Consider the following 24,454-nt stretch of genomic DNA (forward strand, 5'->3'; position numbering starts at 1 on the left):
CGCTTAGTTCGCCCTGGATTCTTCTTCGAGCACCACATCCAGTCCGACATCAAGTTTGCGGCGGATACGGTCGGCGTCTTTTTCTTCTGGCTCAAACGAAAGCGCGCGACGCCATTGGAAATACGCCTCGATCTTGCGATCAACCATCCAAAGAGCATCGCCTAAGTGGTCACTCACGATGGGGTCAAGCGGCTCTAGCAATGCAGCGCGCTCCATGATCTCTGCGGCATCTTCATAGCGCCCGAGCTTGTAATAGGCCCATGCCAGAGAGTCGACGATGTAACCATCGTTGGGTCGTGCGGCGACCGCTTTTTCAATCATTTCAAGCGCTTCGTCGAGCTTGATGTTCTTCTCAACCAGCGAGTAACCAAGATAGTTCAAGACCTGAGGTTGATCAGGATAAAGCTCGAGCGCTTGACGAAAGTCTGCCTCTGCTGCGGGGAAATCATCCAACCGCTCATGGCATATTCCGCGCGCGTAGTAGATGAACCATTGCTTAGGATCGACTTCTGGGAACAGCTCGAGAGCGGCGTCATAGGCCTCGCTCGCACCTTGGTAATCCTCTTGGCCACGCAATGTATCGGCAAGGCTTACCTGCACAATCGGCAAATCAGGACGGACCTCTGCCAAATCGCGCAGGACCTTAATCGCCTCTTCTGGCTTACCAGCGTGCTCAAGTGTTTCGGCGCGGCCGATTTCCGCGAGATGGAACGAGGGGCTGTCGGCGGGCACTTTGGCATAGGCTTGTGTGGCCAACTCAAACTGCTCCAAATCTTCTAGCATTGCAGCCGAAAGCAATACGGCCGAGATCATATTCGGATCAAGCAGTTCCGCAGCGCGGGAATACAGAATTGTCTGGTCCGGCGTCCCTTCAACCGAAAGCACTTCAGCCAATGTCAGAGCCGCTTGCGCGATCCCTTCTCTTGGGGTTGGGGCAATCGCAAAGGGCAATGTCTCGCCCGCTTCGAGGCGCTGTTTAAGGTCTTCGAACTCCGGGTCTGCGGTACCATCCTGATAGACTCTGCTCAACTCTTCGAGGGCCTGATCATTCCGTTCCAACTGGCTTAGGACTTGGACATATGCGGTAAGGGTCGAACGCGTATGAGAAAAGCCGTTTGCATCCACATCTCTGAAGATTTCTGCGGCACCTTCAAAATCGCCAACTGAGCCAAGAGCCAGCGCTTTGTGATAATTCGCAACGCCTTCCATACCCTGTAGCTTGGTGAGTGCCTCGAACTTCTCGAGTGCCGAAGACATCTTGCCAGCGCCCAATTCTGCCCAAGCGTCAAAGAGCTGTGTCACAACGGGGCCAATCTCTGCGCCATCTGCGATACGTGCGGACAGGGCCTCGTAATCGCCGTCAACTACCTCTTGAACCGCAAGCGCAAGGTCCGCCACGGGGGAATGCTCACCTTTACTTTCAAGCGCACGCGCAAGAACCACAGCAGTATCTAACTTTCCAAGAGAAAGGTTCGCCGCAATACCGCTATTCAAGAGGAACGAGTTGCCTGGATCTTCGATCAACGCGCGTGAAAAATATGTCGCGGCATATTTGAAGTCTGCCGCGGTGCTCGCGCTTCGCGCGGCAAGGTAAGCACCGGCCAAACCTTCGGCTTGGACATTTGCACTGGGAAAGAGGAGAGCGGTCGAAAGAAGCGCAGCGCGCAATACAGAGTGTTTCAAACGGTATGGCCTTTGGCAATTCGTTGCGTTGGCCTAAACCTAGTCACTCAATCCCTGCAACGCAATGCGGAGGCGCGCATTCCACGGCCTCCGCAAGTTCATATTTAAGTTATTTGCCTACATATTCGGATAGTTTGGCCCATCTCCGCCCTGTGGCGTGACCCAAGTGATGTTCTTGCTTGGATCCTTGATATCACAGGTTTTGCAATGCACGCAGTTTTGGAAGTTGATCTGGAAGCGCGGCCCCTCGCCTGCTTCTTCGATCACCTCATACACACCTGCTGGACAATAGCGCTGTGCTGGCTCCGCATATTTCGGAAGATTTACCGAAATCGGAACAGTTGGATCAGCAAGCTGTAGGTGGCAGGGCTGTTCTTCTTCGTGATTGGTCGCCGAAAAACTCACGTTGGTAAGACGATCAAACGATAGCGTCCCGTCTGGCTTGGGATAGTCGATCTCTTTGTGATCCGCAGCATAGCCCGTCGCATCCGCATCGGATTTGCCATGCTTGAGCGTCCCAAAGAGCGAGAACCCGAAGAGCGTATTGGTCCACATGTCAACGCCGCCCAAAGCGAGAGAAGCCATCATGCCGTACTTCGACCAGAGCGGCTTAACATTGCGCACTTTCTTAAGGTCTTTGGCAATGACGCCCGTCCGTAGTTCGGTGTCGTAATCGGACAGCTCATCTCCAGAACGCCCTGCTTGCAGCGCTGCATATGCTGCTTCGGCGGCGAATTTGCCCGAGAACATAGCATTATGATTACCCTTGATGCGCGGAACGTTCACTAGCCCGACCGAGCACCCCAAGAGCGCTCCACCGGGGAACACGGCCTTGGGCATAGATTGATAGCCACCCTCGGAAATTGCGCGCGCGCCATAAGCAACGCGGCGACCACCTTCCAAGAGCTTCGCGATTTCGGGATGGTGCTTGAACCGTTGGAATTCCATGTAAGGGGAAACGTATGGGTTCTTGTAGTTCAGGTGCACAACGAAACCGATAAACACCTGATTGTTATCCATATGATAGATAAACGAGCCACCACCCGCATTTCCGCCCAGCGGCCAGCCCATCGTGTGGGTGACGGTGCCTTCTTGGTGTTGGTCAGGATTAATTTCCCAGATTTCTTTCATTCCAAGCCCGTACTTCGGAACATCGGAATCCTTAGCAAGATCGTATTTCGCGATCACTTGTTTCGAGAGCGATCCACGCACACCCTCGGAGAGGAACACGTACTTGCCGCGAAGTTCCATCCCCGGTTCGTATGCTGCACCGGGCGTGCCGTCGGGGTTCTTGCCGAACTCGCCTGCGACTACGCCAACAAGCTCGCCTTGCTCTCCGTAAATGAGCTCTGAGCACGCCATGCCCGGGAAAATCTCGACCCCCAGTTCCTCGGCTTGCTCCGCCATCCAGCGGCAAACATTCGCCATCGAGACGATATAGTTGCCGTGGTTATTCATAAGTGGCGGCATTGGGAAATTCGGGATGCGAATATGCCCCGCTTCACCCAAGAACAGGAAGCGGTCTTTCTTGACCGGAACGTTAATGGGTGCGCCGCGTTCTTTCCAATCAGGCATAAGCGCCGTTAAGCCAGCGGGATCAAGCACCGCGCCAGAAAGGATATGCGCTCCAACTTCGCTACCTTTTTCAAGAACCACTACATCCAGATTAGCGTCGAGTTGTTTCAGACGGATCGCCGCAGACAAGCCCGCAGGACCGGCGCCAACAATAACAACATCGTACTCCATGGATTCCCGTTCGATATCGGTCATCTCATTCCTCTCTGCGCCCAGCGGCGCCTCACTCATGCTCTCTTGCTTCTTGCGATACCCGAACAAGGGGAAAGGGGTCAATCGCGACACCGCGTTAAATCTCTGAACGAGCGTCAAAATAATCTGAAAATCTGTATTGACCTAAAGTTAACTTGAGGAATTACAACTCGTATATCAACTCAAAAAGGAACATGAAATGAGCCAAACACGACTAGAACACGCGAACGTCACTGTGTCTGACATCAGGAAAACCACAGAGTTTCTAAAGTCCATCTTCGGCTGGAAAACCCGCTGGGAGGGAGACTCGATTCATGGCGGCCGCTCAGCACATGTCGGAGGTGACGACAGCTATCTCGCCATATATCAACACCCCGCCAGCGAAGGCCAAACAAACAACTCCTACAAACATATCGGAGGGCTGAACCATCTAGCCGTTGTCGTCGACGATCTGGATGCCACCGAGAAACGCGTCATCGCCGCTGGCTTCAAACCCCAAAGCCACGCCGACTACGAACCCGGGCGCCGCTTCTATTTCGATGACCACGACGGAATTGAATACGAGGTTGTTCAATATGATTGAGTGAGCATACCAACGACGCGCGATTAGGAATAAATCGCATCGTCCGAAGCTGGTACAGCTTGTTGCTTCCGCGCTTCTCGAACTTTGAGATACTTCCACAGCGCATATACCAGAATTGCAGAGGCAATCCCGTCAACCGCATAGTGCCAACCGAGATATACCGAGAGAAACTGGTACACGATCAGATAAACAACGGAAACGGGCCATAGCTTTGGCGCGACTTCATAGAGATACAACCCAAACAACATGGCGTTTCCGATATGCACACTCGGGAACGCCGAAATGCCTGAACTGGCTGTTTGCTCCATCGTGCTGTATCCGGTCCACAAATCACGTTGAATTTGGCCCACGAAGCTCGTTGAAACGCCCGAACTTTGGAGTGCGGCAGTAAGCGAAGCAAAGGTATTCCCGCCATAAACTTGGTCATAAAATACGGGCCCCGCAGACATAAACGCTAGCGCCAGAATGTGTCCAAGCCCGAACCAGACCCAGAAATACATAACGAGGTAGCGATTTCGCCGCTCAATATTGTTGTCGAACATTACGAGCAGCGTAGGGAAAAACAGAATAAAGAGCACCCACGCCGTAACATATATAAACCCCGCCAAATCAGCAGGAATATAGGCGCTAAACAGATGGGTTATTTCCCAAGCATCTATCCCTCCTAGCAGCGTTCGATCCATTTCTAGAAACAAGTCGTCCGCATAAAACGGAACGATACTCGGCATTGTTGTCTTGATGGCTGAGAACATCATCTTCTGCATGATACAGGCGATGAAGATGACAAACGCAAGCGCAAGCCGGTTCGCCAACTTCACTCTCGAGATGAAAATCAGTATTATCAGCAAGAAGGCCAATACATACTTCCCCTTCCAATGGAAGCCCCCTGGAATAAGGAAGAAATGGTGCACGAAATCGGTGATAGAGAATATTGGATCATCTCGCACTATAGAAAGCACGACCAGACAGCACACAAACTGAAAAAGCAGCAGATAAAGATAAGTACGCATATGTGCCAAATAAAATAACTGTCGCTAGCGGACCAAATTACTTCTAGTTATAGCAAGGCCTTGACTTCAACGCCCAAGCTTGAATTAACAGTGACGTGTTGCCAATTACCAAACTATAAAACGCTAGGCACCTAATGGAAAAGATACCAATGACCCAAGCTGGGTTTTCCCGGCTCGAAATCGAATTGAAACAGCTTAAGTCTGTTGAACGTCCTGCAGTCATCCGTGCGATTGCGGAAGCGCGCGAGCATGGCGACCTGTCAGAGAACGCCGAGTACCACTCCGCCCGCGAGAAGCAGAGCTTTATCGAAGGGCGCGTAAAGGAGCTTGAGGCGATCATTTCTCTTGCGGATGTAATCGACGTGGCTTCGCTTTCCGGGTCTGTGAAATTCGGCGCGACCGTCACGATTGTTGATGAGGACACCGACGAAGAGAAAACCTATCAGATTGTCGGCGAGCCCGAAGCAAATCTGGAAAAAGGTTTGCTCAACATCAAATCCCCGCTTGCACGCGCGCTCATCGGCAAAGAAGAAGGCGATAGCATTGAATTCAAGGCTCCGGGCGGAACCCGCGACTTTGAAATCCTAAAAATCGTTTATCAGTAACCCATTGCGGGGCGGCGCCATGCCCAAAGCCAACAAACCGGACACGCTAGAAGCTGGGAGAACTTCTCGGCTCGGCGGTACCACGCCTCTTGTACCGCTTGAGGTGGTCGCGGCGGCGTTATCGATCGTCTGGGTGTTGGCGGCAGGCACGTTTCTGTTGATCGTTCCAAGCGAAGCCACAGCTTCGGCTCCTACGGCTCTCAAGTTCGTAGCGACCTTGCTTGTTGTCTTCCTGCCCGTGGCTGTGATTTGGGTCGGGGTTGTTTCGCTGCGCAGCGCGCGCATCATCCGCGAAGAAACCGCGCGGCTTCAAGCATCAATCGACGCCATGCGCATGAGTTACGTGGAACAGCAGCAGGCCACATCAGTCACGACCATCCCCTCAGTCGTTGAGAAGCTCGACCAAATCGTCACTGCACAGCGCCAAACCGAATCGGCAATCACCACCTTTGCAACCACGCGCACTAACGCTGCACCGACGGCACGTATTCGCCCCACCGCCCTCCCGAATCCTGACGCGGATGCACAGCAAGCATTGGCTCTCGGGACCTCAATTGAGGACATCACGCCGCCGCTCTCGACCGCAGATTTCATACGCGCCGTGAACTTCCCCGAGAATGCCGAAGATAAAGAAGGCTTCGCCGCACTTCGCCGCGCCCTAAAGGATCGCGAAGCCGCGCGTCTTATTCAGTCCTCCCAAGACATCCTAACGCTTCTAAGCCAAGACGGCATTTATATGGATGACCTCCGCCCCGAACGCGCATCGCCCGAAATCTGGCGGCATTTCGCCAAGGGTGAACGAGGACGCAGTGTGGCAGCACTAGGCGGAATCAGAGACCGCTCCTGCTTGGCCCTAACAGCGGCGCGAATGCGGCAGGACCCGATATTCCGCGATACTTCGCATCATTTCCTGCGCCAGTTCGACAAGAGCTTTATCGGCTTTGAAGAGGGCGCAAGCGACATTGAAATCGCTGAGCTAACAGACACCAGAACCGCCCGCGCGTTCATGCTCTTGGGGCGTGTTTCAGGAACCTTTGACTAAATTCCAAAGCTTGAGAATGGCAAAAAGCACACCAAGTCGCCTTTGGTGATTTCAGTGGTGTCTTCGCTCAGGTCGATCAATCCATTCGCCCAGCTTAGCCCAGATATGCGGCCTGAACCTTCTGAAGCAAAGGCCTCCACTTCACCTTCCGGCGTCATGCGCGCACGCAAAAATTCGCGGCGACCTGCCTTCTTTTTCTTGGAGAACCCTGCGGGCACCATGAACGATTGCGGCTCTTGCCATCCAGCGCCTGCCAACATTCCCAACGAAGGGCGCGCGAAAACCAATGCGCACACGAATGCCGCGACAGGATTGCCCGGCAGACCGAAAACCGGCACGCCTCTCCACATCGCCATTGCCAACGGACGCCCAGGCTTAATCGCAACGCGCCATGTCTGAAGGTTACCTTTTGCCGCCAAGAGCGTGCCAACGTGATCCTCATCGCCGCCAGACGCACCACCTGATGTAAAGATAACGTCTACCTTTGTTGCGGCTGCGATCAACGCCGCTTCGATCGCCTCTGGATCATCGGGGGCCTGCCCCAAATCGACCGCCTCATGCCCCCATGACGCCGCAAGCGAAAGGAGCATCGGGCGATTGGCATCATACGTCTGCGAAGGCGTTGCTTCGCTTCCTGCCGCAATAAGTTCATCCCCAGTAGAGAGGACACCAACGCGCAGCGGTTTGAACACCTCTAATTCGTGGGCACCAGTTGCCGCGAGGATTGCGATCTCTGGCGCACAAATGCGCGTTCCTTTGGTCAGTATGATGCCGCCCGCGTCCACGTCCTCGCCAGCGCGTCGCGTGTTTGCGCGCATCTTCAGGGGCCCGCTGAAAGTGAGGGTTCCGCCCTCAATTACAACGTCCTCCTGCATAACCACGCTATCAACTCCGGCGGGGAGAACTGCGCCCGTCAACACGCGCACCGCCTGCCCCGCCGCCACCGCTCCCGCAAACGGAGCCCCCGCCGCAGAACGCCCCTCCAGCAACTGATAACTCTGCGGCCCTGCGGCACCGCTATTCTGAATTCCATACCCGTCCACCGCCGAGTTCGGCGCAGGAGGATTGGAACGAATGGCGCGCTGATCAGCCGCCACAATTTTTCCCAACGCCTCTTCCAGACCACAGACCTCAATATCTACCACGGGTGCTAACGTATCGCGCAATTTGGCCAGCGCCTCGTCCACTGGGGTCCAATACATCCCCTCGGGTAGGGCAAAACAGTCATCCTTTAGCGGTGCGGCTTTGGTGCTTTTCTCGGACTTCACCAGCCCAACGTACTCCAAAATGAAATCTGCAATGGCCGCCGTATCATCCAGATCGAAAACCGGAACATGCAATTCTTGGGGCCGATCCGATGCCACAGCGAGCACGGTTTGATCCTTTAACGCAATCAACGGTTCGCGTGCTGCGTTGCCCCTGTGGACTTCAATTTTGGGGTGTGACGCGGCTTTGAACCCTTCGACCAGAACGAGATCAACGGGATCAAGCCTTGCGATATGCTCTGCCAGCTCTGGCTCGTTGTCGCCCTGCAACTCATCCATCAAAGCCCATCTCTTACTAGAGGAAAGCAGCACCTGCTTTGCCCCCGCTGCGCGATGCCTAAAGCTATCCTTACCTTCCTGATCCAGATCAAATCGGTGATGCGCATGCTTGATTGTCGAGACGGAAAACCCACGAGCCCTCACCTCGGCAATCAAACGCTCCATCAATCCCGTCTTGCCGTTGTTCTTCCACCCCGTAACCCCGAAAACCTTCATGCATCCGCACCTATGATCGTGCGTGCCAGTTCGAGGTCTTCTGGCGTATTCACGTTGAAAAACGGACCGATCCTATCGGTCGCGTAAATGGCCTTGGCAATGCCATGCACATCGGCCCATGCGACAACCTTGCGAACGCCTTGGTTCAGCGCGTCCCTCAGATCATCGCGCAATGACACTGGCCAAAGCCCGAACACGGGGTGCAGCATGACCTTCCCTGTCTCATTTGGCGTAGCCGCCATCGCGATCGGCTTCCCCTGTGTTTCAGAAGCTAACAAGAGTTGCGCAACCACGTCTTGTGGAAAGAATGGCGTATCCGCCGCGACTGTGACGATATGATCGGCGCCCTTTTGTGCTGCCCAATCTAACCCTGCCAGAACACCAGCAAGCGGCCCTGCAAACCCTTCGATTGTGTCGCGAACAACTTCGATATCGAATTGCGCAAACCGCGCGGGATCACCATTCGCGTTCAACGCAAGCTCCGCGACCTGCGGCGAAATTCTGTCTATCACATGGTTTAGTATCGGCTGCTGTCCAATTCTCTGAAGGCACTTGTCCCCGCCCCCCATGCGGCGCGATTCACCGCCCGCAAGTATCACGCCATAGGGTGCCTTCATGATGTTTTCTCCCTATCACGCATGTTCGGTTTGGCATCACGGATCAGCCTTTCTTCGCCAGCAAGGCAAGTAAACCGCTGCCCACGCAATCGCCCTATGAGGGTCAGCCCGATGGACTGCGCTATTTCTACGCCCCACGCGGTGAAACCTGATCGGGAAACAAGCGTCGGGATTCCCATCTGCGCACATTTGATGACCATCTCGCTCGTCAATCGCCCCGTAGTATATAAAATCTTGTCGGCTGGTTCGGCATGATTGGCAAACATCCATCCCGCAACCTTATCCACTGCATTGTGACGGCCGACATCTTCCATATAAACCAAGGGTCGGTCCTCTTGGCACAATACTGTCCCGTGAATGGCCCCCGCACTTAAGTACAGGCTTGGCATACGATTGATCTGCTCCGCCAACGCATAAAGCCAACTGGTTCTCACTTCGGTCTGAGGGAGTTCGAGCGCCTCAAGACCCTCCATCATATCGCCAAACACCGTGCCAACGGCACAACCGCTGGTCCGTGTCTTTTTGCGCATTTTCTCTTCGTAGTTTGTTTTGCGCTCTGTCCGCACAACCACAACATTTAGATCCTCGTCAAAATCCACAGCGGTGACATTGTCATCATCGCGCAGCATCCCCTGATTACGCAGAAAACCGAGCGCCAAGAAATCAGGATAATCGCCAATTGTCATCGCCGTCACAATTTCCTGACTATTCAAATAGATAGTCAACGGTCGCTCTTCTACGACAGCAATTTCAACCTTTTGACCCGTGTGATCAAAGCCCGTGACCTTGCGCGTTAGTCCCGCGCGCTCCGGATCAGGCGCAATAAGTGTCGATACAATATTGGGGGTTGTTGCCACCTGTCATCCCTCTATAGGCTGCGCGTCATTCACCAACAGCTTAGAGCCAGTCCATGCCCAACTCCACCACCAAATCCGCGTTTTTACGCGGGCTTCGCGACGGTTCGCCTTTTCTCTTGGTCGGAGCACCGTTTGCGATGCTATTCGGCGTCGTCGCAACCGAGGCAGGCCTAGACGTTTTGCACGTTATGTCGTTCTCGGTACTCGTGATCGCGGGTGCGGCGCAATTCACTGCGGTATCGCTTATGGCCGAGGACGCACCGACCTTTATCATCCTTGCCACAAGCCTTGCGGTGAACTTGCGCATGATGATGTATTCGGCCTCGATGGTTCCGTATATCGGCAAGGCCCCACTTTGGCAGCGTGGCTTCATCAGCTACATTCTCATCGACCAAGGGTATTCCGTTAGTATCTCTGAATTTGAGCGAAACCCAAAAATGACAATCCCCGAGCGGATCGCATTTTTCACGGGCAGCATGGCTCTGTTGACGCCAGTTTGGTACATATTCACCTATATCGGCGCCAAAGTCGGAACGGGCATACCCCCTGAATATGCGCTGGATTTCGCACTTCCGATTACGTTCCTTGCTATGGTTGGCCCGATGCTACGCACGTTGGCGCATGTCGCGGCGGCAGCAGTCTCCATTGTCCTTTCACTGACACTGAACTTTATGCCTGCGGGCACAGGGCTTTTGCTTGCGGCGTTCGTTGCGATGATGGTGGGCGCGCGTATTGAACTCTGGCTCGGGAGGAAAAAAGCATGAACTATTCAGACGCGAACATCTGGTTCATCATCGCGGCACTTGGGATTGGGACATATCTGATCCGCTTTTCATTCTTGGGAATCATCGGCGGGCGCGATTTGCCCGACTGGGTCTTGCGCCACCTACGCTACACACCCGTCGCCGTTATGCCCGGACTGGTTGCGCCACTGGTGATTTGGCCAGCCGCAACAGACGGCGAAACAGACCCCGCGCGCCTGATTGCGGCGACGGTTGCGCTGGCGGTGGGATATTTCAGTAAAAGCTTCCTCGCGGCGTTTTTCTGCGGCGGGGCGGCGCTCTATCTATCGCTCTATGTCATAAATACATGGCTCTAGAGAGCAAGAAACGGCGAACCATCGGCCGCCATTTCTTGTTTTTATCAGGAATTGAAAATCGCCAGGAAGATCAAAACACCAATCGAAAGACCCGCGCCCCAAGTGACCATTTTGATGAAGCCATCAAAGGTTTTGGTTTGCACTTCGATATTCATTTCGCCTTGCTTGTGTTCGGCCATAAGAGCACCTCTTTAAGTCTTTCGCTTTGTTCATCGCCCAAATAGACGATTTATTTCGTACTGTCACCCTCTGACGTACCATCCTCGGAAACGATGGCGTCAGAATCCAGATCTGCTGCTAATCTAAAACCTATTCGGTTCGGTTCAACCGCCTCTGGCCGCTTTCTTAGGGCTCGAAGCATAACTGATAGCTGGCTGACGTGCTGGATGAGTTGTGTTTTTGAGCCAGTCTCGTCGGTTCCGTAAAACGTGACGATATCCGGATCAAAATAGCCCAAGCCCTCGATGCGCAGAACACCGGTGTTCCCACCGACAAAGCCCATCGCAATTTCATGCTCATTGTCGAGCTGCTCTTCGAAGTTCTTGATATACATAATCAGGCGCTCATAGGCCCAATGCGCCGCAGTTTTCTGAGCAACGGGAACTTTGGCGACGCCCTTAGGGAGAGGTTGGCGCTCAACCAAGCCAGAAGTGTCAGGGTCGCAATGAACAACGCGTGCGGAAGGAAGCACTGCGTTTTCCTCTGCTTCGGCTGCTGTTACAATATCGTCGCCCATGGCTTATCCCTTCGTGCAATACTCCCACGCACCATCTTCGCGCGCGCCTCGCGTGACTTTTCCAGCAAGGTATAGATGATTTACGTGCGCGATTGCCTCGACCAATGCAAGGCCATATTCTGCCTCACCTATGCTCCTCTTGAACAGTGGCGGGAAACATTCGTGCGCGGTTCGCGGGGTCCTTAGGTATTCCAAAAGGCGCTCAAGTCCGCTGTGATGGTTGTTGATAAGCTGCTTAAGCCGTACAGGAAGGCCCGTGTAAGGCAGCTTGTGGCCACCCAAAATCAATTGATCACCGCGCGCATATTCACTTAGGCGCTCGCAGGATTCCAGCCACTCCGCAAGCGGGTCCGCCATCGGTTCGGTCGCATATACACCGATGTTGGGCGAGATTGACGGCAATACCTGATCACCGCCAAGAACAAGGTTATCGTCCCGCGAGAACAAAACCGCGTGCTCTGGCGCATGTCCGTCGCCGATACGTACGTCCCACGTTCTGCCACCGATTTCGATAACCGAACCCTCTTGTATTCGCGTAAATCCAAGCGGCAAAGGCGCGACGATATCGGCGAAATTGAAAGGCCGTTCTTGGGATCGGCTTGCGTAAATCTCTGGATCCATGCCCGCTTGCCGCCAGAAGGTTAGCGTCTCGGGCGTTGGGACGGCTTGCTCATCCAGCGTCAGCATACGCGAGGCCAGCCACGCCGTGCGCGTCATGATCAACTCCGCACCGAACTCTGACTGAATCCAACCCGCAAGCCCCACGTGGTCGGGGTGATGATGCGTCACCAATACACGCGAAATCGGCTTCCCACCAAGCGGCCCCGCCATCAGATCCCGCCAAATTTGACGTGTGCGCTTGGTGTCAAAGCCCGTATCGACAACTGTCCAGCTCTCGCCATCATCCAACGCATAGACGTTCACGTGGTCCAACTTCATCGGAAGCGGTAGCCGCATCCACAAGACACCAGTGGCAACCTCAATCGCCTGCCCTTCTTCGGGGGGCGCTTCATACGGATAGCGGATGCCGCTCTGTGACGGAGGTAAAACAGTCATCAGGATGCCAAATCTTCGGCGCTAATCGCCATAAGATCGCCGCGACCTTCACGCACATGCGCAAGCAGAGCGCCGTGCTCGGGCAACAAACGCTTTACAAAGAAACGCGCCAATCTTGTGCGTGGCCCTTCGCCGCCTTCTGCGACTGCCGCCATAAGTTGGGCGTGACTTCCCCAAACCAAGGCAAAAGCCCGCAGATACGGAACTGCACCAGCAAATCTGTCGTTCAGATCATCCTGCGCTACGAGCCATTCGGTCGCCTCGCGAAGCGTCTCGGCGGCGGACCATACGGCCTCGGCCATAATCGGGAACTTTGCGCGCGCGGATTCGGCGTTTTGCTCGATCTCTTCGAGAAGACGATACGCAGCATCACCACCGTCCATCATTTTGCGAGCGACAAGGTCCATCGCCTGAATGCCGTTCGTACCTTCGTAGATCGCAGTCACCCGCACATCGCGAGAGAACTGTCCAGCGCCGGTTTCCTCAACATATCCCATGCCGCCATGCACCTGAACGCCAAGTTCGGACACGTTGATACCGACATCCGTGCCGTATGCCTTGGCAATCGGAGTGAGGAAAGCCGCACGATCGCGCCACTCGGCGTCTTTGGTCGCATTCGCCATATCAATCGCTACAGCACAAGAAAGCGCGATAGAGCGAGCCGCAAAAATCTGTGATTTCATTGTTGCCAGCATCCGCCGCACATCAGCGTGATCGACGATGGTTCCGTTCCCACCCTCGACGGCGGTTCGGCCTTGCTTGCGCTCGTTCGCATATTCGAGGGCCTTCTGAAACGCTGCCTCGGCGACTCCGATACCCTCAACCGCAACTCCGAGGCGCGCGTTGTTCATCATCGTGAACATCGCTTTCATGCCGCCATTCTCGGCACCGACAATCCAGCCTTTCGCTCCGTCAAAGTCCATCATCGCAGTTGGCGAACCATGCAGGCCCGTTTTATGCTCGAGCGAAACAACCTTGAGCGTATTCGCAACGCCCGGCTTGCCGTTTTCGTCGGGAATAAGCTTGGGCACCATAAACAGGCTAATGCCCCGCGTGCCCGGTGCAGCATCCGGAAGGCGCGCCAAAACGAGGTGGCAAACGTTCTCTGTGAAATCGTTGTCGCCCCAGCTAATGAAAATCTTTTGCCCTGTGATCGCATAAGTGCCATCACCGTTCGGCACCGCTTTGGACGAAAGTGCCCCGACATCACTTCCCGCAGAGGGTTCGGTCAGGTTCATCGTGCCGCTCCACTCGCCCGAAATGAGCTTGGGAAGGTACAAAGCCTTGATTTCATCGCTCGCGTGGTGCTCAAGAGCTTCAATCTGGCCTTGGCTCAGAAGCGGGTTTAGCTGCAGCGCCAAACACGCGCCCGACATCATATCGTTTACCGCCGTGGTCACCGAGAATGGCAAGCCCATTCCGCCAAATTCCTCTGACGCAGAAGAGCCAATCCACCCACCTTCGGCGATTGCGGCATACCCAGCGTCAAATCCGCTTGAACAGCGCACAACTCCGTTTTCAAGCGTGGCAGGCTCAAGATCACCATTCCGGTTAAGCGGCGCGAGCACGTCATCACTCAGTTTTCCCGCTTCCGCGAGAATCGCTTCGATCACATCAGAGGTCGCATCGGAGAATTTTTCCGTTGCCCGTGTTTGCTCTAGTCCGACAATATTGTCGAAAATAAACTGAAACTCAGATGTTGGGGCGCGATATGGCATAGGGACTCCGTTCAATAGCTTGGCAAATTCTTGCCGCGCCGTTATGTCTCTTGAATTCGCATTCAACGTAGTGCTTCCCACGAAGCCAGCAACAAAAACGCCACGTCAGAGAGGCTCTTATTCAAACGGTGCTTATTCCTTCATCCCAAGACGGGATCACCCAAGCCGCGAATATTCTTGCGGAGGGAGGCCTATGCGCGTTTCCCACCGAAACGGTTTACGGTCTAGGGGCGGATGCGCGAAACGATAGCGCCGTGGCCAATATTTTCGCAGCCAAGGGCCGTCCACAATTCAACCCGTTGATTGTGCATGTTGCCTCGCTAGAGCACGCTGAAAAGTACGGCGAATTTGACACCAATGCGCGCGCTTTGGCACAGGCATTCTGGCCGGGGCCGCTCACCATTGTTGTTCCGTTGCGTGCAAACTCTGGCCTGTCGGATTTGGTGACGGCGGGATTGGGATCGGTTGGCCTGCGCGTTCCGGCAACGCCGCTTGCACAGAATCTATTACATCAGTTCGACGGCCCGATCGCCGCCCCATCGGCGAATCCTTCTGGAAAAATAAGCCCAACAACTGCGGATCATGTTGTGGATGGGCTCTGGGGGAAAATTGACGGTATCGTGAATGGTGGCCCCTGCGACGTAGGGCTAGAAAGCACGATCGTTGGCTGCACTGCGGCCCCGACACTTTTGCGCGCGGGCGGATTGCCAACCGAAGCGCTTGAAGCCTGCCTTAGCCAGCTACTTGCCGCGCCGATCAACGGCGAAATCACTGCACCGGGGCAACTTCTAAGCCACTATGCGCCCAACGCGCCCGTGCGCCTGAACGCCACCGCGAAACGCGAAGGCGAAGTTTTCATTGGATTTGGAGCCATCGAGGGCGCCGATCTAAATCTCTCGCCAAGTGGGGATCTGCACGAGGCTGCGACGAATTTGTTTCGCATCCTGCATGAGGCGAACGCAATGAACGCGGACACGATCTGTGTGGCGCCGATTCCGGAGATTGGCCTTGGCGTCGCGATTAACGACAGGCTTCGTCGCGCCGCAGCGCCGCGCTAGGCGTGACCTGCTTCTGAGGACAGCATTAACGGACTGATTCCCAAGGTCGCCAAGGCTGCGTCCCATTTGGCAGAGTTAGCCTGATCGAACACGATGTCCGTCGTCGCATCGCACGTCAGCCATCCGTTGCTCAGGATTTCCGCCTCAAGCTGCCCCGGCCCCCAGCCAGCATAGCCGAGAGCAAGCAATGCCTTTTGCGGGCCGTGACCGCTCGACATATCCTCAAGAATCCCGAGCGTCGCGGTCATGCCAATGGACTGTGTAACCTGAAGGGTTGTTTCGCCCGCGCTGTAGTCAGTGCTGTGCAAAACAAATCCACGCCCATGCTCAACCGGTCCACCAAAATGCACTCGAATATCGCTTTGTAATTCTCCGCGCGGGATTTCAAGCTGCTCTAACAACGTGTCGAGCTTGATGTCCATAGAGGGTTTATTGACGATGATGCCCATCGCCCCCTCTTCTGAATGCGCGCAAAGGTAAACGACACTGTGGTCAAAACGGGTGTCGCCCATTCCGGGCATCGCAATAAGGAACTTGCCGCTTAGGTTATCTGCCTCTGTTTCCATATGAATAGTCTGCGCAGAAAAAATGCGCGACACAAGTGCGAGAAATGGCAAATCACGTTTGCATCCGCGATTTGTGATTTTCCAAATCCTCTGGCCTCGCTATGTTCACTGGAATGAAACGTCATGCACTTGCCCGCGGGCTTCTGAGCACCGCCCTTCTAGCAATTTCGCCGCCTGTACTCGCGGGCGATGGTGCCAAGGCTTCGCTCTCTATTTTACCCGGATGGCGCGCAGATAACGGAACGCATGTTGCCGCACTTCGGATTATGCTTGCCCCAGATTGGGTCACATATTGGCGCATTCCGGGGGACGCTGGTATTCCGCCACAACTTGATCTCCAAGATAGCAATTCAATTTCAGGCGCTTCGCTCAGTTGGCCGCGCCCAACCGCAGAGGTCAAAAACGGGCTGCGTTCGTTTGTGTATTATGACGAGGTTATCGTACCCCTAACACTTAGCATCTCTGCAGAAGCGCAAGATGTACCGATTAGCGGCCAGATTAACATCGGTGTGTGCCAAGACGTGTGCATCCCAACGGTCATTAAGTTCAACGCAATCCTTCCCGCCCAGAAAACAGCGCCTGATCCAAAAATCGCCGCCGCTCTCGCGAATGGACCACGTAAAGGGAGCGCAAGGATTGAGTGTCAATTCGCGCCGTCGCCAGAGGGGATGAGCTTGCAGGTTACACTTAATTCTCCGGCTATCGACAACAAAGAGGTCGCCATAGTTGAGCATCGCGATCCCACGACTTGGACCCGAACAACTGGACAAGAACGCAGCGGAAATCGGCTCTCTGTCTCCTCCGAGATCATTTCCGATGGAACGATGCCAAGCCTGCAACGCCGCGATATTCGCCTAACGATGCTCGGACAAAAAGAGATGATCGAGTACGACGGCTGCTCCGCCCCGAGTTAGCTCCTGACTTCGCGTCGGCGAAGCATCATGGCACCAGCGACGAACACCAGCGCTAGAATGGCGAGCACCAATATAAGGAATATCAGGAAGGCCGTCGGCATGAGCGGCAACTCTTCGATGTTTGGAATAATCCACGCGAATGGCAAACTTCCACTTAGTACCGCCGCTCCCATCGTGCCAGTGAATGCCAGCGCAATAAGAACCGTCGCCACTACCACTCCGCCCGAAACGATCCTCCCGCCTGCTGGAAAACGCACCGCACGGCGCAGGGCGGTCATGTGGCGCGACATATCGTTTTGCATTGCAACAAGCGACGGCACGACCAGCAGAACAAGGAACATGCCAAACCCAAGCCCATAAACCAGCGTAACGACCGTTGGTTTAAGAAACTGTGCCTGACTAGAGGATTCAAACAACAAGGGCGCAAGGCCCAGAACCGTCGTCAGTGTCGTCAGCATCACAGGACGTAAGCGATCGGCAACACCGTCCACGATGGCAGGGAAAAGGCCGCGCTCTTCGGAATATTCGTCAATCGTTGTTATCAAAACAATCGAATCGTTAATGATAATCCCTGTCATCCCGATCAACCCGACAACCGAGAACATCGAAATCGGAATCTCCCAAGCGGCATGTCCATAGATCGTTCCCACCAGCCCAAATGGTATGATGGCCATCACGACAATCGGCCGCGTCCAGCTTGAGAACACCCAAGCAAGCGTCAAGTAGATGCCAATCAGGCAAAGAATAAGTCCTATTAGCGCATCATTGAGGAAATCGCGGCTCTGTTCGTCCAGTCCCCCTTGGTGCCAACCCACGCCAAAATCTGCCTCTAGCTGTGGCAATATTTCCTCGCGTAGTTGCAGAGAGATTTCCGCAGCGGCGTCTGGATTATCCTCGGCGATGTCCCCCGTTACCGTCACAACGCGCAGACCATCCTCGCGGCGCACGGTCGAGAACCCCGTTTGACGTTTGACTGTTACGATATCTCCCAGCGGAACATATCCGCCTGCCGAGGTCTGCATATATGATTGCGCAAGGAAATCCGCGCCCAACTGACCTTCTGGAAGTTCAACCCGAATAGTCGCGCTGCGTGGTCCGTCAGGATAGGTTGCAGCCTCAATCCCATTGAGGCGATTACGCAAAACGCGCCCCAGTTCATCAATCGAAAACCCGAGCGCCTGCCCCTGTGGAGTCAGTTCTAGGATCAACTCCTCTTTATCATATGCGAGCGTATCCTCGAGCGCCGAGACCTCTGGGAATTGGGCAAGCCGTGTCTTGAGCGCCTCGGCGGCGGATTTTAGCGTCGTCGCCGAGGCTCCATAGAGCTTAATATCAAGCGCATCGCCGCCCGGCCCTGAACGGCCACCTCGGAAACTTACAACTTCGGCCAATGGATGATTTTTGAGTTCTTCCTGTAAGGATCCGATAAACGCAAAGCTGCTATAGGGACGCAAATCCGCGTCGATCAGTTCAACCGAGATTGAGCCTAGGAGCGAACTGTCTTTATTCTCGACACCAGAAAGGCCGCGGCCCGCGCTTCCGCCGATTTCAGCAATCGCGTAGGTAACCGGATTGACGCCATATTCCTGTTCATAGCTTTCGCCCACCGCATCAACGGCACGCTGCATTTCACGCATCATTGCTTTGCTGTCATCGCGCGTGGCGCCATTGACCATCGCGAAATTCCCCGAAATGGAGGAAATCTCTGGCGCGTTAAAGAACCTCCAACGCACCTCGCCCGATATGAACAAAGCAGCTTGGCTTGCCAACAAGAGCATCGCCCCCGCGAAAACGGGATAGCGGAACCGGATCACGCTGCGCATGAGTGGACGGAAAAGTCTATCCCGCACATAGGTAAAGCCACGATTCACAAAACGGCTCGGCGCATCGTACCAGTGCTGCTTGGCAGAATGTCGAAGGGCATGGCTAAGGTGATTGGGAAGTATCAAGAAACACTCGACCAATGAAGCAAGCAGAACGGCAATCACCGTAAACGGAATATCCGCAATCAGGCTCCCGAAACGCCCGCCAATCGCGACGAGGCCAAAGAACGCGATAACTGTGGTAACCGTCGCCGAAAATACCGGTGCCGCCATGCGTTTCGCGGCATTCTCTGCGGCCTCGACGGGTGACTCTCCTAATCGTCGGGCGCGAAAATCGGCGTGTTCGCCCACAACGATGGCGTCATCGACAACGATGCCAAGCGTAATGATAAGCGCGAAGAGAGAGATCATATTGAGCGTCAGCCCCGCCGCATACATGATCGCAATCGTCGCCAGCATCGCAACAGGTATCCCCGCCGCAACCCAAATCGCTGTCCGAGCATTCAGGAACAAAAATAAAAGACTAACAACAAGCGCCAACCCCATCAGCCCGTTATCCAGCAAGAGCGCCAGTCGCCCCGTAATGGCCTCGGCCCGCGTACGAATAAGCGTGATGCTAACGTCCTTGGGCAGTGCAAGGCTCATTTCGTCGGCAACCCCCTCGACCTGCCGCTGGATGCCAATCGCATCCCCCTGAGACGAACGATCTACGCGAATGGAAATTGCGGGGTTATCTCCAACGAAATAGGCCCGACCATGATCCACGCCATAGGTCCTCACACTTGCTACATCGCCGATGGTAAGCTGTGTTCCATCTGGTTGGCTTTTGAGGACGACGGACGAAATCTCATCCACACTCTTCTTGGCGACACCAGTGCGGATGCGAATATTCGCCCCCTCAACATCCCCCGCAGGATCGGCAGAGGCCTCCTCGGCGATGACACTTGCGATGTCCTGCATCGAAAGGTCGTTCTGGATAAGCGAAGTCGTTGAAACTTCAACAATCGTTTCGGGCGCTGAAAGCCCTTGGATCGTTGCGCGGGTTACGCCTTCTGCAAACAAGCGCGCGACCAACTCGTCCGCAAGACGGCCAAGTTGGTCCACGTCGACAGGTCCGGTGATGACAACATCGGTGACGCGATCACGCCACGCGCCACGACGCACAACGGGATCTTCGGCATCTTCGGGCAAATTGGAAACGGTATCGACGGCGGCCTGCACTTCGTCCGCCGCGCGCGCCATGTCCCAGCCATCTTCGAAATCAAGCGAGATACGCGCCGACCCTTCGCCCGATGTAGAGGTGGCAGATTCCACCCCTTCAACTGCTAGCAAGGTCGGCTCAAGGAGCTGAACAATAGTGGCATCGACATCCTCTGCCCCAGCACCTTCCCATTGCACCGAAACCGAAACGCTGTCGATCACTACGTCTGGAAAAAACTGAGCGCGCATCCGTGGCGCCGCCGCAAGGCCCAAGGCAATAAGAACCACCAGTAGCAAATTCGCCGCCGTCGCATGACGTGTAAAATACGACAGCACCCCACCCGCAGATTTTGGCAATTCACGCACCATGATCAGCCCCCCATCCTACTTTCTATGCGCTCAACGGCCTGCGCGGGCACCTTGGGTTCTTTGAGCAAGCTGAGCATCCGCTCCCGTGCGTCGGCAGGCATACGGGTGTTGCCCTCAACAAACGCGATCAACTTGTCGCGGCGCTCTTGGGTGAGCTCGACCATTTCATCTGGCGGTTCTGCCTGTGAAGATGCCGTTTGATCGGGTTGCTCGCTTTGCGGCGTTATCGGATTAACTTTGATACCGGCCCCAAGGAGCGGCGAGCGTTCGGCGACGATGTTCTTGCCATATAGGTTCTCCGCCCTAATCAGAATATCATCTCCCTGACGGCGCAAGACTTCCACCTTTACTGTCTCAAGTCGATCATCCTCACCAACAAGTAATACCTCCGATGCGGCATTGACCGCCAGCGACGGAACGCGCGCAACGTTCGATAGCGGGGGTTCGTCGGCACTAATGCTTACGAAATCGCCAGGGCGGAATCCGGAGGCGTCATCAATACTCGCAAAGAGCAGCCGTCCCGTCTGTCCCGAGGCGACACTTCCACTCTCTCTCGTAATTTTGCCGCCGGATTTTAAGTCGAGGTCCAGCACGTTCAGGCTGATGCGTACATCCGCGCCGATCAATTGGCCGTTGTCATCCAAGAGGCGCACGTATTGGCCCGTCGAAACTCGAAAAGCGACCTCAAGCATTGTCGGGTCCACCAATTGCGCGATCTGCTCGTTAGTTGTAACAAGCCCACCCGCCACCAGATTTACGGATGATAAGGTTCCCGCGAACTCAGCGCGGATTTCGGTTTCGGCGAGGCGGCGCTCTGCTTCCTTCTTCTCGATATCTTGACGAACCAAAGCAGTGTTTGCCTGATCCAGTCGTGCTTCTGCTTGGGCAATGGCCTGACGGCGCGAAACGATCGCTTGGTTCGCGGACGCTGCCGCGAGTGCTGCGACCTCTACTGTGGCATCGGTTCCGACGCCACGCTCGCGCAGGTCCTGTTGCCGTGTCAGTGCCGCTTCTCGCAAGTCGGCCTGCAACTGTGCCGCGGCGAGGTCCTCTCTTGCAAGGTCAAGCGCGCGCTCCGCATCGCGGATTTCGCTGGTTGCCTCAAGGATATCGGCCTCGACCCGTCGCAGCGCATCTTCGGCGTCGGCGGGGTCGATTTTCAGGAGGAGTTGCCCCTGTTCAACACGCCCACCTTCTTCGAAGGCTTCATCCATAAACACCACAGAACCACTAGATTTGGCACGAATATCCAGCGTTCGACGGCTTCGCACCTCACCAAAAGCGGTAAAAACAGGAGTCTGCTCGCCCGCGACAACTTCGATCACATTTGCAGAGAAAGCACGTTCACGCGCGGGCTGTTGCCATTCGGCTTGTTCTGCCTTGGTGCGCACAGCGGAGACAACGATTTGCCCACCCCACGCCAATAATGCAAGCGTAAGTGAAACAAGTAGAACCCCCATAAGGCTCCGACCAAGAAATCGCATATATTTTCTCCGATGGCACAGTCTACCACAGCGTAGAAATGGCCCAATTCAACAAAAAGTGTGCGCATTGAATGCACACAATAATGCGTATACGCCGCGCGGACCTATTTCCGTCGCATATTTTCTGTCAAACGCGGAAAAATTTCGACGAAATTGCATGGTTTGTGTCGATAATCGAGCTGATGGATTAAAATTTCATCCCATGCGTCCTTGCACGCCCCTGGTGACCCCGGCAGGGCAAAAAGATATGTGCCATTCGCAACGCCGCCAGTTGCGCGGCTTTGAACGGCGGAGGTGCCGATCTTCTTCATCGACACGATTGTAAATACCGTCCCAAAGGCATCGATCTCTTTCTCATAGACATCGCGATGCGCCTCGACCGTCACGTCGCGCCCCGTAAGACCTGTGCCGCCTGTCGATATGATAACGTCAATCTCGGGATCTGCGCACCAAGTCCGAAGCTGACCTGATATTTCTTGGCGCTCGTCAGGAAGAATTTCACGCGCAGCCAGCTCATGCCCCGCCGCGGCGATGCGATCAACGAGTGTTTGCCCCGAGCGATCATCCGCCAGAGTGCGGCTGTCCGAGACAGTTAGAACAGCGATCCGTACCGGCAAAAATTCACGTTCATCCATTTGATTTCAACTCCCGCAGCCGCGATTGGAGGGCAAGTAAATCTGCCCAAGCCTCTCGTTTGGAAAGTGGCGAGCGGAGCAACTTCTCTGGATGCAGCATCGGTAGGGCTGGCCGCTCTTGCGCCGTTGCCCACTTACCACGCTGACGATTGATATTCCCTTTGCCAAGCAGCGAAAGACAGGGTGCGTTCCCCATCAGCACAACAACTCTTGGCGCCACCAACTCGATATGGCGCGCAAGGAACGGCCGCATGAGGGACAGTTCATCCATTGACGGATCGCGATTCTGGGGCGTAGGCCACGGAAGCACCGTCGTAAGATATAGGGCAGTTTCGGGATCGGGTGCGCTGCGCACATGGCCGATTGCGGCAAACATTCGATCAAGCAGTTGGCCCTGAATGCCATAGAAGGGCGTGTTGTTGCGGTCTTCGTCCACATTTGGGACATCGCCGATAACCATGATTTCGGCATTGGGATTGCCGTCAGCGAAACAGAAACCGCGCGCGCCTTTCTTCAACTCACAGCCTTCGAAATTTTGCATCGCATCGGCAAGCTCGTCGAGCGTATTGGCATTTTGCGCTGCCTCGACCGCCCGCTTGCGTGCCTCTGCCAGAAGGTCGGCGGCGCTCTTCTCTACGGGTTTTGGCGGTGTCTTGGACTTGGGTTTCAGTGCAGCAGGCGGCGCAAGAACCACGGGAATTTCGTATCGGTCAATGGGGGCGTCCTCAATCGCCTCGTCGGCGCCGAGTTCGATCTGCCACTCCAGCAAGGCTTTGGCCTCGTAATATCCCAATTCAGACTCCATGCGCCAAGGGTATTCCCAGCAATACAAAGCGTAAAGCCGAGAATCGCCAGCGCAATCAACTCAAAAGAATAAATTGCCCCTTGGCGCTGCAGTTTCTATAAGCGAGCAAATCGATACGGGGGCAAGCCATGACATTTCGCGCCAAGCATCTTTTGGGGATAGAACACCTTGCCCCAGATGAAATAACCACTCTCCTCGACTTGGCAGATACCTACGTGGATCTGAACCGCTCCAAGACCAAACATTCCGATGTTCTGGCTGGGCTTACGCAGATCAATATGTTCTTTGAAAACTCCACGCGCACCCAAGCCAGCTTTGAATTGGCGGGCAAACGTCTAGGTGCGGACGTGATGAACATGGCAATGCAGGCCAGCAGCATCAAAAAAGGTGAAACGCTGATTGATACGGCATTGACGCTAAATGCGATGCATCCCGATCTGCTTGTTGTGCGGCATCCCCATTCAGGAGCGGTAAACCTACTGGCCGAGAAGGTGAACTGCGCGGTCCTGAATGCGGGTGATGGCTTCCATGAACACCCTACTCAGGCACTCTTGGATGCGCTGACAATCCGTCGAGCCAAGGGACGCCTACACCGCCTGTCCATCGCGATTTGCGGCGATATCGCCCACAGCCGCGTTGCGCGGAGTAACCTTATTCTGTTGGGCAAGATGGAGAACCGTGTGCGCCTTGTTGGGCCTCCAACTTTGATGCCTAGCCAGATTTCAGAGTTCGGTGTCGAAGTATTCGACGATATGCGCGAAGGGCTTGCGGATGTGGATGTCGTCATGATGCTGCGTCTTCAAAAAGAGCGCATGGACGGCGGTTTCATCCCCAGCGAGCGCGAATATTATCATCGTTACGGGCTGGACTTCGAGAAGCTCTCCTATGCCAAACCCGATGCCATTGTGATGCACCCCGGTCCGATGAACCGAGGCGTCGAAATCGACGGCACAATTGCCGACGACATCAACCGCAGCGTTATTCAGGAGCAGGTCGAGATGGGCGTCGCCGTGCGTATGGCGGCGATGGACCTACTCGCGCGCAACCTGCAAAACTCCTGATGCCGA

23 protein-coding genes are annotated in these 24,454 nt (G+C 55.0%); 8 read left to right on the top strand and 15 right to left on the bottom strand.

What is annotated here, in order from left to right:
* Positions 1-3 precede the first annotated feature (3 nt).
* The gene (locus ACFE33_RS14435) at positions 4-1,683 is read right to left on the bottom strand and encodes a tetratricopeptide repeat protein (RefSeq protein WP_380054832.1); all 1,680 of its coding nucleotides are present in this window, start codon (positions 1,681-1,683) and stop codon (positions 4-6) included.
* Between the two features lie 117 nt (positions 1,684-1,800).
* Positions 1,801-3,453 (bottom strand): electron transfer flavoprotein-ubiquinone oxidoreductase, encoded by a 1,653-nt coding sequence (locus ACFE33_RS14440; RefSeq protein ID WP_380058738.1) that lies wholly within the window; start codon positions 3,451-3,453, stop codon positions 1,801-1,803.
* Between the two features lie 196 nt (positions 3,454-3,649).
* Between ACFE33_RS14440 and ACFE33_RS14445 the strand changes: the two genes are divergently transcribed.
* Positions 3,650-4,033, top strand: coding sequence for a VOC family protein (locus ACFE33_RS14445; RefSeq protein ID WP_380054835.1), 384 nt, complete (start codon positions 3,650-3,652; stop codon positions 4,031-4,033).
* A gap of 23 nt (positions 4,034-4,056) precedes the next feature.
* On the opposite strand, the gene ACFE33_RS14450 is transcribed toward ACFE33_RS14445, so the two are convergent.
* Positions 4,057-4,845 (bottom strand): phosphatase PAP2 family protein, encoded by a 789-nt coding sequence (locus ACFE33_RS14450; protein ID WP_380054838.1) that lies wholly within the window; start codon positions 4,843-4,845, stop codon positions 4,057-4,059.
* A gap of 332 nt (positions 4,846-5,177) precedes the next feature.
* Between ACFE33_RS14450 and greA the strand changes: the two genes are divergently transcribed.
* Positions 5,178-5,648: a transcription elongation factor GreA gene (gene greA / locus ACFE33_RS14455; protein ID WP_380054841.1), complete on the top strand. Its 471-nt coding sequence runs from the start codon at positions 5,178-5,180 to the stop codon at positions 5,646-5,648.
* Between the two features lie 19 nt (positions 5,649-5,667).
* Positions 5,668-6,690: a hypothetical protein gene (locus tag ACFE33_RS14460; RefSeq protein ID WP_380054844.1), complete on the top strand. Its 1,023-nt coding sequence runs from the start codon at positions 5,668-5,670 to the stop codon at positions 6,688-6,690.
* Here the strand turns inward: ACFE33_RS14460 and ACFE33_RS14465 are convergent.
* Genes ACFE33_RS14465 through ACFE33_RS14475 form a run of 3 tightly spaced genes read right to left on the bottom strand, consistent with a single transcriptional unit; the run spans position 6,687 to position 9,924 of the window.
* Positions 6,687-8,450: a bifunctional molybdopterin-guanine dinucleotide biosynthesis adaptor protein MobB/molybdopterin molybdotransferase MoeA gene (locus ACFE33_RS14465; protein ID WP_380054847.1), complete on the bottom strand. Its 1,764-nt coding sequence runs from the start codon at positions 8,448-8,450 to the stop codon at positions 6,687-6,689. The two genes, ACFE33_RS14460 and ACFE33_RS14465, sit on opposite strands and share 4 nt — an antisense overlap.
* Positions 8,447-9,067, bottom strand: a complete 621-nt coding sequence (gene mobA / locus ACFE33_RS14470; protein ID WP_380054850.1) for a molybdenum cofactor guanylyltransferase MobA — start codon at positions 9,065-9,067, stop codon at positions 8,447-8,449. Before mobA ends, ACFE33_RS14465 begins: the two co-directional genes overlap by 4 nt.
* Positions 9,064-9,924 carry a formate dehydrogenase accessory sulfurtransferase FdhD gene (locus ACFE33_RS14475; RefSeq protein WP_380054852.1) on the bottom strand — a complete coding sequence of 287 codons (861 nt, stop codon included), beginning with the start codon at positions 9,922-9,924 and terminating at the stop codon, positions 9,064-9,066. Before ACFE33_RS14475 ends, mobA begins: the two co-directional genes overlap by 4 nt.
* Before the next feature lie 53 nt (positions 9,925-9,977).
* Between ACFE33_RS14475 and ACFE33_RS14480 the strand changes: the two genes are divergently transcribed.
* Positions 9,978-10,688, top strand: coding sequence for an AzlC family ABC transporter permease (locus tag ACFE33_RS14480; RefSeq protein WP_380054855.1), 711 nt, complete (start codon positions 9,978-9,980; stop codon positions 10,686-10,688).
* Positions 10,685-11,023, top strand: coding sequence for an AzlD domain-containing protein (locus ACFE33_RS14485; RefSeq protein WP_380054857.1), 339 nt, complete (start codon positions 10,685-10,687; stop codon positions 11,021-11,023). Before ACFE33_RS14480 ends, ACFE33_RS14485 begins: the two co-directional genes overlap by 4 nt.
* A 44-nt stretch (positions 11,024-11,067) precedes the next feature.
* Here the strand turns inward: ACFE33_RS14485 and ACFE33_RS14490 are convergent, their stop codons facing one another.
* From ACFE33_RS14490 to ACFE33_RS14505, 4 genes are read right to left on the bottom strand one after another with little or no spacing between them, the layout of a single operon-like run.
* On the bottom strand, positions 11,068-11,202 hold the full coding sequence (locus ACFE33_RS14490; RefSeq protein WP_380054860.1) for an aa3-type cytochrome c oxidase subunit IV: 135 nt from the start codon (positions 11,200-11,202) through the stop codon (positions 11,068-11,070).
* Between the two features lie 50 nt (positions 11,203-11,252).
* Positions 11,253-11,759 carry a DUF6173 family protein gene (locus ACFE33_RS14495; RefSeq protein WP_380054863.1) on the bottom strand — a complete coding sequence of 169 codons (507 nt, stop codon included), beginning with the start codon at positions 11,757-11,759 and terminating at the stop codon, positions 11,253-11,255.
* Between the two features lie 3 nt (positions 11,760-11,762).
* Positions 11,763-12,815, bottom strand: coding sequence for an MBL fold metallo-hydrolase (locus ACFE33_RS14500; protein ID WP_380054866.1), 1,053 nt, complete (start codon positions 12,813-12,815; stop codon positions 11,763-11,765).
* Positions 12,815-14,533 carry an acyl-CoA dehydrogenase gene (locus ACFE33_RS14505; RefSeq protein ID WP_380054868.1) on the bottom strand — a complete coding sequence of 573 codons (1,719 nt, stop codon included), beginning with the start codon at positions 14,531-14,533 and terminating at the stop codon, positions 12,815-12,817. Before ACFE33_RS14505 ends, ACFE33_RS14500 begins: the two co-directional genes overlap by 1 nt.
* Positions 14,534-14,652: 119 nt before the next feature.
* On the opposite strand from ACFE33_RS14505, the gene ACFE33_RS14510 reads away from it, so the two are divergent.
* Positions 14,653-15,591, top strand: coding sequence for an L-threonylcarbamoyladenylate synthase (locus tag ACFE33_RS14510; protein ID WP_380058740.1), 939 nt, complete (start codon positions 14,653-14,655; stop codon positions 15,589-15,591).
* Here ACFE33_RS14510 and ACFE33_RS14515 read toward each other — a convergent pair.
* Positions 15,588-16,208, bottom strand: coding sequence for a YqgE/AlgH family protein (locus ACFE33_RS14515; protein WP_380054870.1), 621 nt, complete (start codon positions 16,206-16,208; stop codon positions 15,588-15,590). The two genes, ACFE33_RS14510 and ACFE33_RS14515, sit on opposite strands and share 4 nt — an antisense overlap.
* A gap of 62 nt (positions 16,209-16,270) precedes the next feature.
* Between ACFE33_RS14515 and ACFE33_RS14520 the strand changes: the two genes are divergently transcribed.
* Entirely contained in the window at positions 16,271-17,071 is an 801-nt protein-coding gene (locus ACFE33_RS14520) for a protein-disulfide reductase DsbD domain-containing protein (protein WP_380054873.1), read from the top strand.
* On the opposite strand, the gene ACFE33_RS14525 is transcribed toward ACFE33_RS14520, so the two are convergent.
* The 4 genes from ACFE33_RS14525 to ACFE33_RS14540 all read right to left on the bottom strand — a co-directional run bounded on the left by ACFE33_RS14525 (position 17,068) and on the right by ACFE33_RS14540 (position 23,387).
* Positions 17,068-20,463 carry an efflux RND transporter permease subunit gene (locus tag ACFE33_RS14525; RefSeq protein WP_380054876.1) on the bottom strand — a complete coding sequence of 1,132 codons (3,396 nt, stop codon included), beginning with the start codon at positions 20,461-20,463 and terminating at the stop codon, positions 17,068-17,070. The two genes, ACFE33_RS14520 and ACFE33_RS14525, sit on opposite strands and share 4 nt — an antisense overlap.
* A gap of 2 nt (positions 20,464-20,465) precedes the next feature.
* A complete protein-coding gene (locus ACFE33_RS14530) occupies positions 20,466-21,947 on the bottom strand; it encodes an efflux RND transporter periplasmic adaptor subunit (RefSeq protein ID WP_380054880.1) in 1,482 nt (493 codons plus the stop codon).
* A 104-nt stretch (positions 21,948-22,051) separates the two neighbouring features.
* On the bottom strand, positions 22,052-22,582 hold the full coding sequence (gene moaB / locus ACFE33_RS14535) for a molybdenum cofactor biosynthesis protein B (RefSeq protein ID WP_380054883.1): 531 nt from the start codon (positions 22,580-22,582) through the stop codon (positions 22,052-22,054).
* Positions 22,575-23,387: a uracil-DNA glycosylase family protein gene (locus ACFE33_RS14540; protein ID WP_380054886.1), complete on the bottom strand. Its 813-nt coding sequence runs from the start codon at positions 23,385-23,387 to the stop codon at positions 22,575-22,577. Before ACFE33_RS14540 ends, moaB begins: the two co-directional genes overlap by 8 nt.
* Positions 23,388-23,515: 128 nt before the next feature.
* Here ACFE33_RS14540 and ACFE33_RS14545 point away from each other — a divergent pair, with 128 nt between their 5' ends.
* Positions 23,516-24,448, top strand: a complete 933-nt coding sequence (locus ACFE33_RS14545; protein WP_380054889.1) for an aspartate carbamoyltransferase catalytic subunit — start codon at positions 23,516-23,518, stop codon at positions 24,446-24,448.
* Positions 24,449-24,454: the final 6 nt, after the last annotated feature.

The sequence above is a fragment of the Falsihalocynthiibacter sp. SS001 genome (genome assembly GCF_042445055.1).
Lineage (GTDB): Bacteria > Pseudomonadota > Alphaproteobacteria > Rhodobacterales > Rhodobacteraceae > Falsihalocynthiibacter.

What these genes read in the sequence shown, in the direction of transcription:
- ACFE33_RS14440 (WP_380058738.1), bottom strand. Translation starts at nt 3,453, where the DNA reads ATGACCGATATCGAACGGGAATCCATGGAGTACGATGTTGTTATTGTT.
- ACFE33_RS14445 (WP_380054835.1), top strand. Translation starts at nt 3,650, where the DNA reads ATGAGCCAAACACGACTAGAACACGCGAACGTCACTGTGTCTGACATC.
- greA (WP_380054841.1), top strand. Translation starts at nt 5,178, where the DNA reads ATGGAAAAGATACCAATGACCCAAGCTGGGTTTTCCCGGCTCGAAATC.
- ACFE33_RS14460 (WP_380054844.1), top strand. Translation starts at nt 5,668, where the DNA reads ATGCCCAAAGCCAACAAACCGGACACGCTAGAAGCTGGGAGAACTTCT.
- ACFE33_RS14465 (WP_380054847.1), bottom strand. Translation starts at nt 8,450, where the DNA reads ATGAAGGTTTTCGGGGTTACGGGGTGGAAGAACAACGGCAAGACGGGA.
- mobA (WP_380054850.1), bottom strand. Translation starts at nt 9,067, where the DNA reads ATGAAGGCACCCTATGGCGTGATACTTGCGGGCGGTGAATCGCGCCGC.
- ACFE33_RS14480 (WP_380054855.1), top strand. Translation starts at nt 9,978, where the DNA reads ATGCCCAACTCCACCACCAAATCCGCGTTTTTACGCGGGCTTCGCGAC.
- ACFE33_RS14485 (WP_380054857.1), top strand. Translation starts at nt 10,685, where the DNA reads ATGAACTATTCAGACGCGAACATCTGGTTCATCATCGCGGCACTTGGG.
- ACFE33_RS14490 (WP_380054860.1), bottom strand. Translation starts at nt 11,202, where the DNA reads ATGGCCGAACACAAGCAAGGCGAAATGAATATCGAAGTGCAAACCAAA.
- ACFE33_RS14495 (WP_380054863.1), bottom strand. Translation starts at nt 11,759, where the DNA reads ATGGGCGACGATATTGTAACAGCAGCCGAAGCAGAGGAAAACGCAGTG.
- ACFE33_RS14500 (WP_380054866.1), bottom strand. Translation starts at nt 12,815, where the DNA reads ATGACTGTTTTACCTCCGTCACAGAGCGGCATCCGCTATCCGTATGAA.
- ACFE33_RS14505 (WP_380054868.1), bottom strand. Translation starts at nt 14,533, where the DNA reads ATGCCATATCGCGCCCCAACATCTGAGTTTCAGTTTATTTTCGACAAT.
- ACFE33_RS14520 (WP_380054873.1), top strand. Translation starts at nt 16,271, where the DNA reads ATGAAACGTCATGCACTTGCCCGCGGGCTTCTGAGCACCGCCCTTCTA.
- ACFE33_RS14525 (WP_380054876.1), bottom strand. Translation starts at nt 20,463, where the DNA reads ATGGTGCGTGAATTGCCAAAATCTGCGGGTGGGGTGCTGTCGTATTTT.
- ACFE33_RS14530 (WP_380054880.1), bottom strand. Translation starts at nt 21,947, where the DNA reads ATGCGATTTCTTGGTCGGAGCCTTATGGGGGTTCTACTTGTTTCACTT.
- moaB (WP_380054883.1), bottom strand. Translation starts at nt 22,582, where the DNA reads ATGGATGAACGTGAATTTTTGCCGGTACGGATCGCTGTTCTAACTGTC.
- ACFE33_RS14540 (WP_380054886.1), bottom strand. Translation starts at nt 23,387, where the DNA reads ATGGAGTCTGAATTGGGATATTACGAGGCCAAAGCCTTGCTGGAGTGG.
- ACFE33_RS14545 (WP_380054889.1), top strand. Translation starts at nt 23,516, where the DNA reads ATGACATTTCGCGCCAAGCATCTTTTGGGGATAGAACACCTTGCCCCA.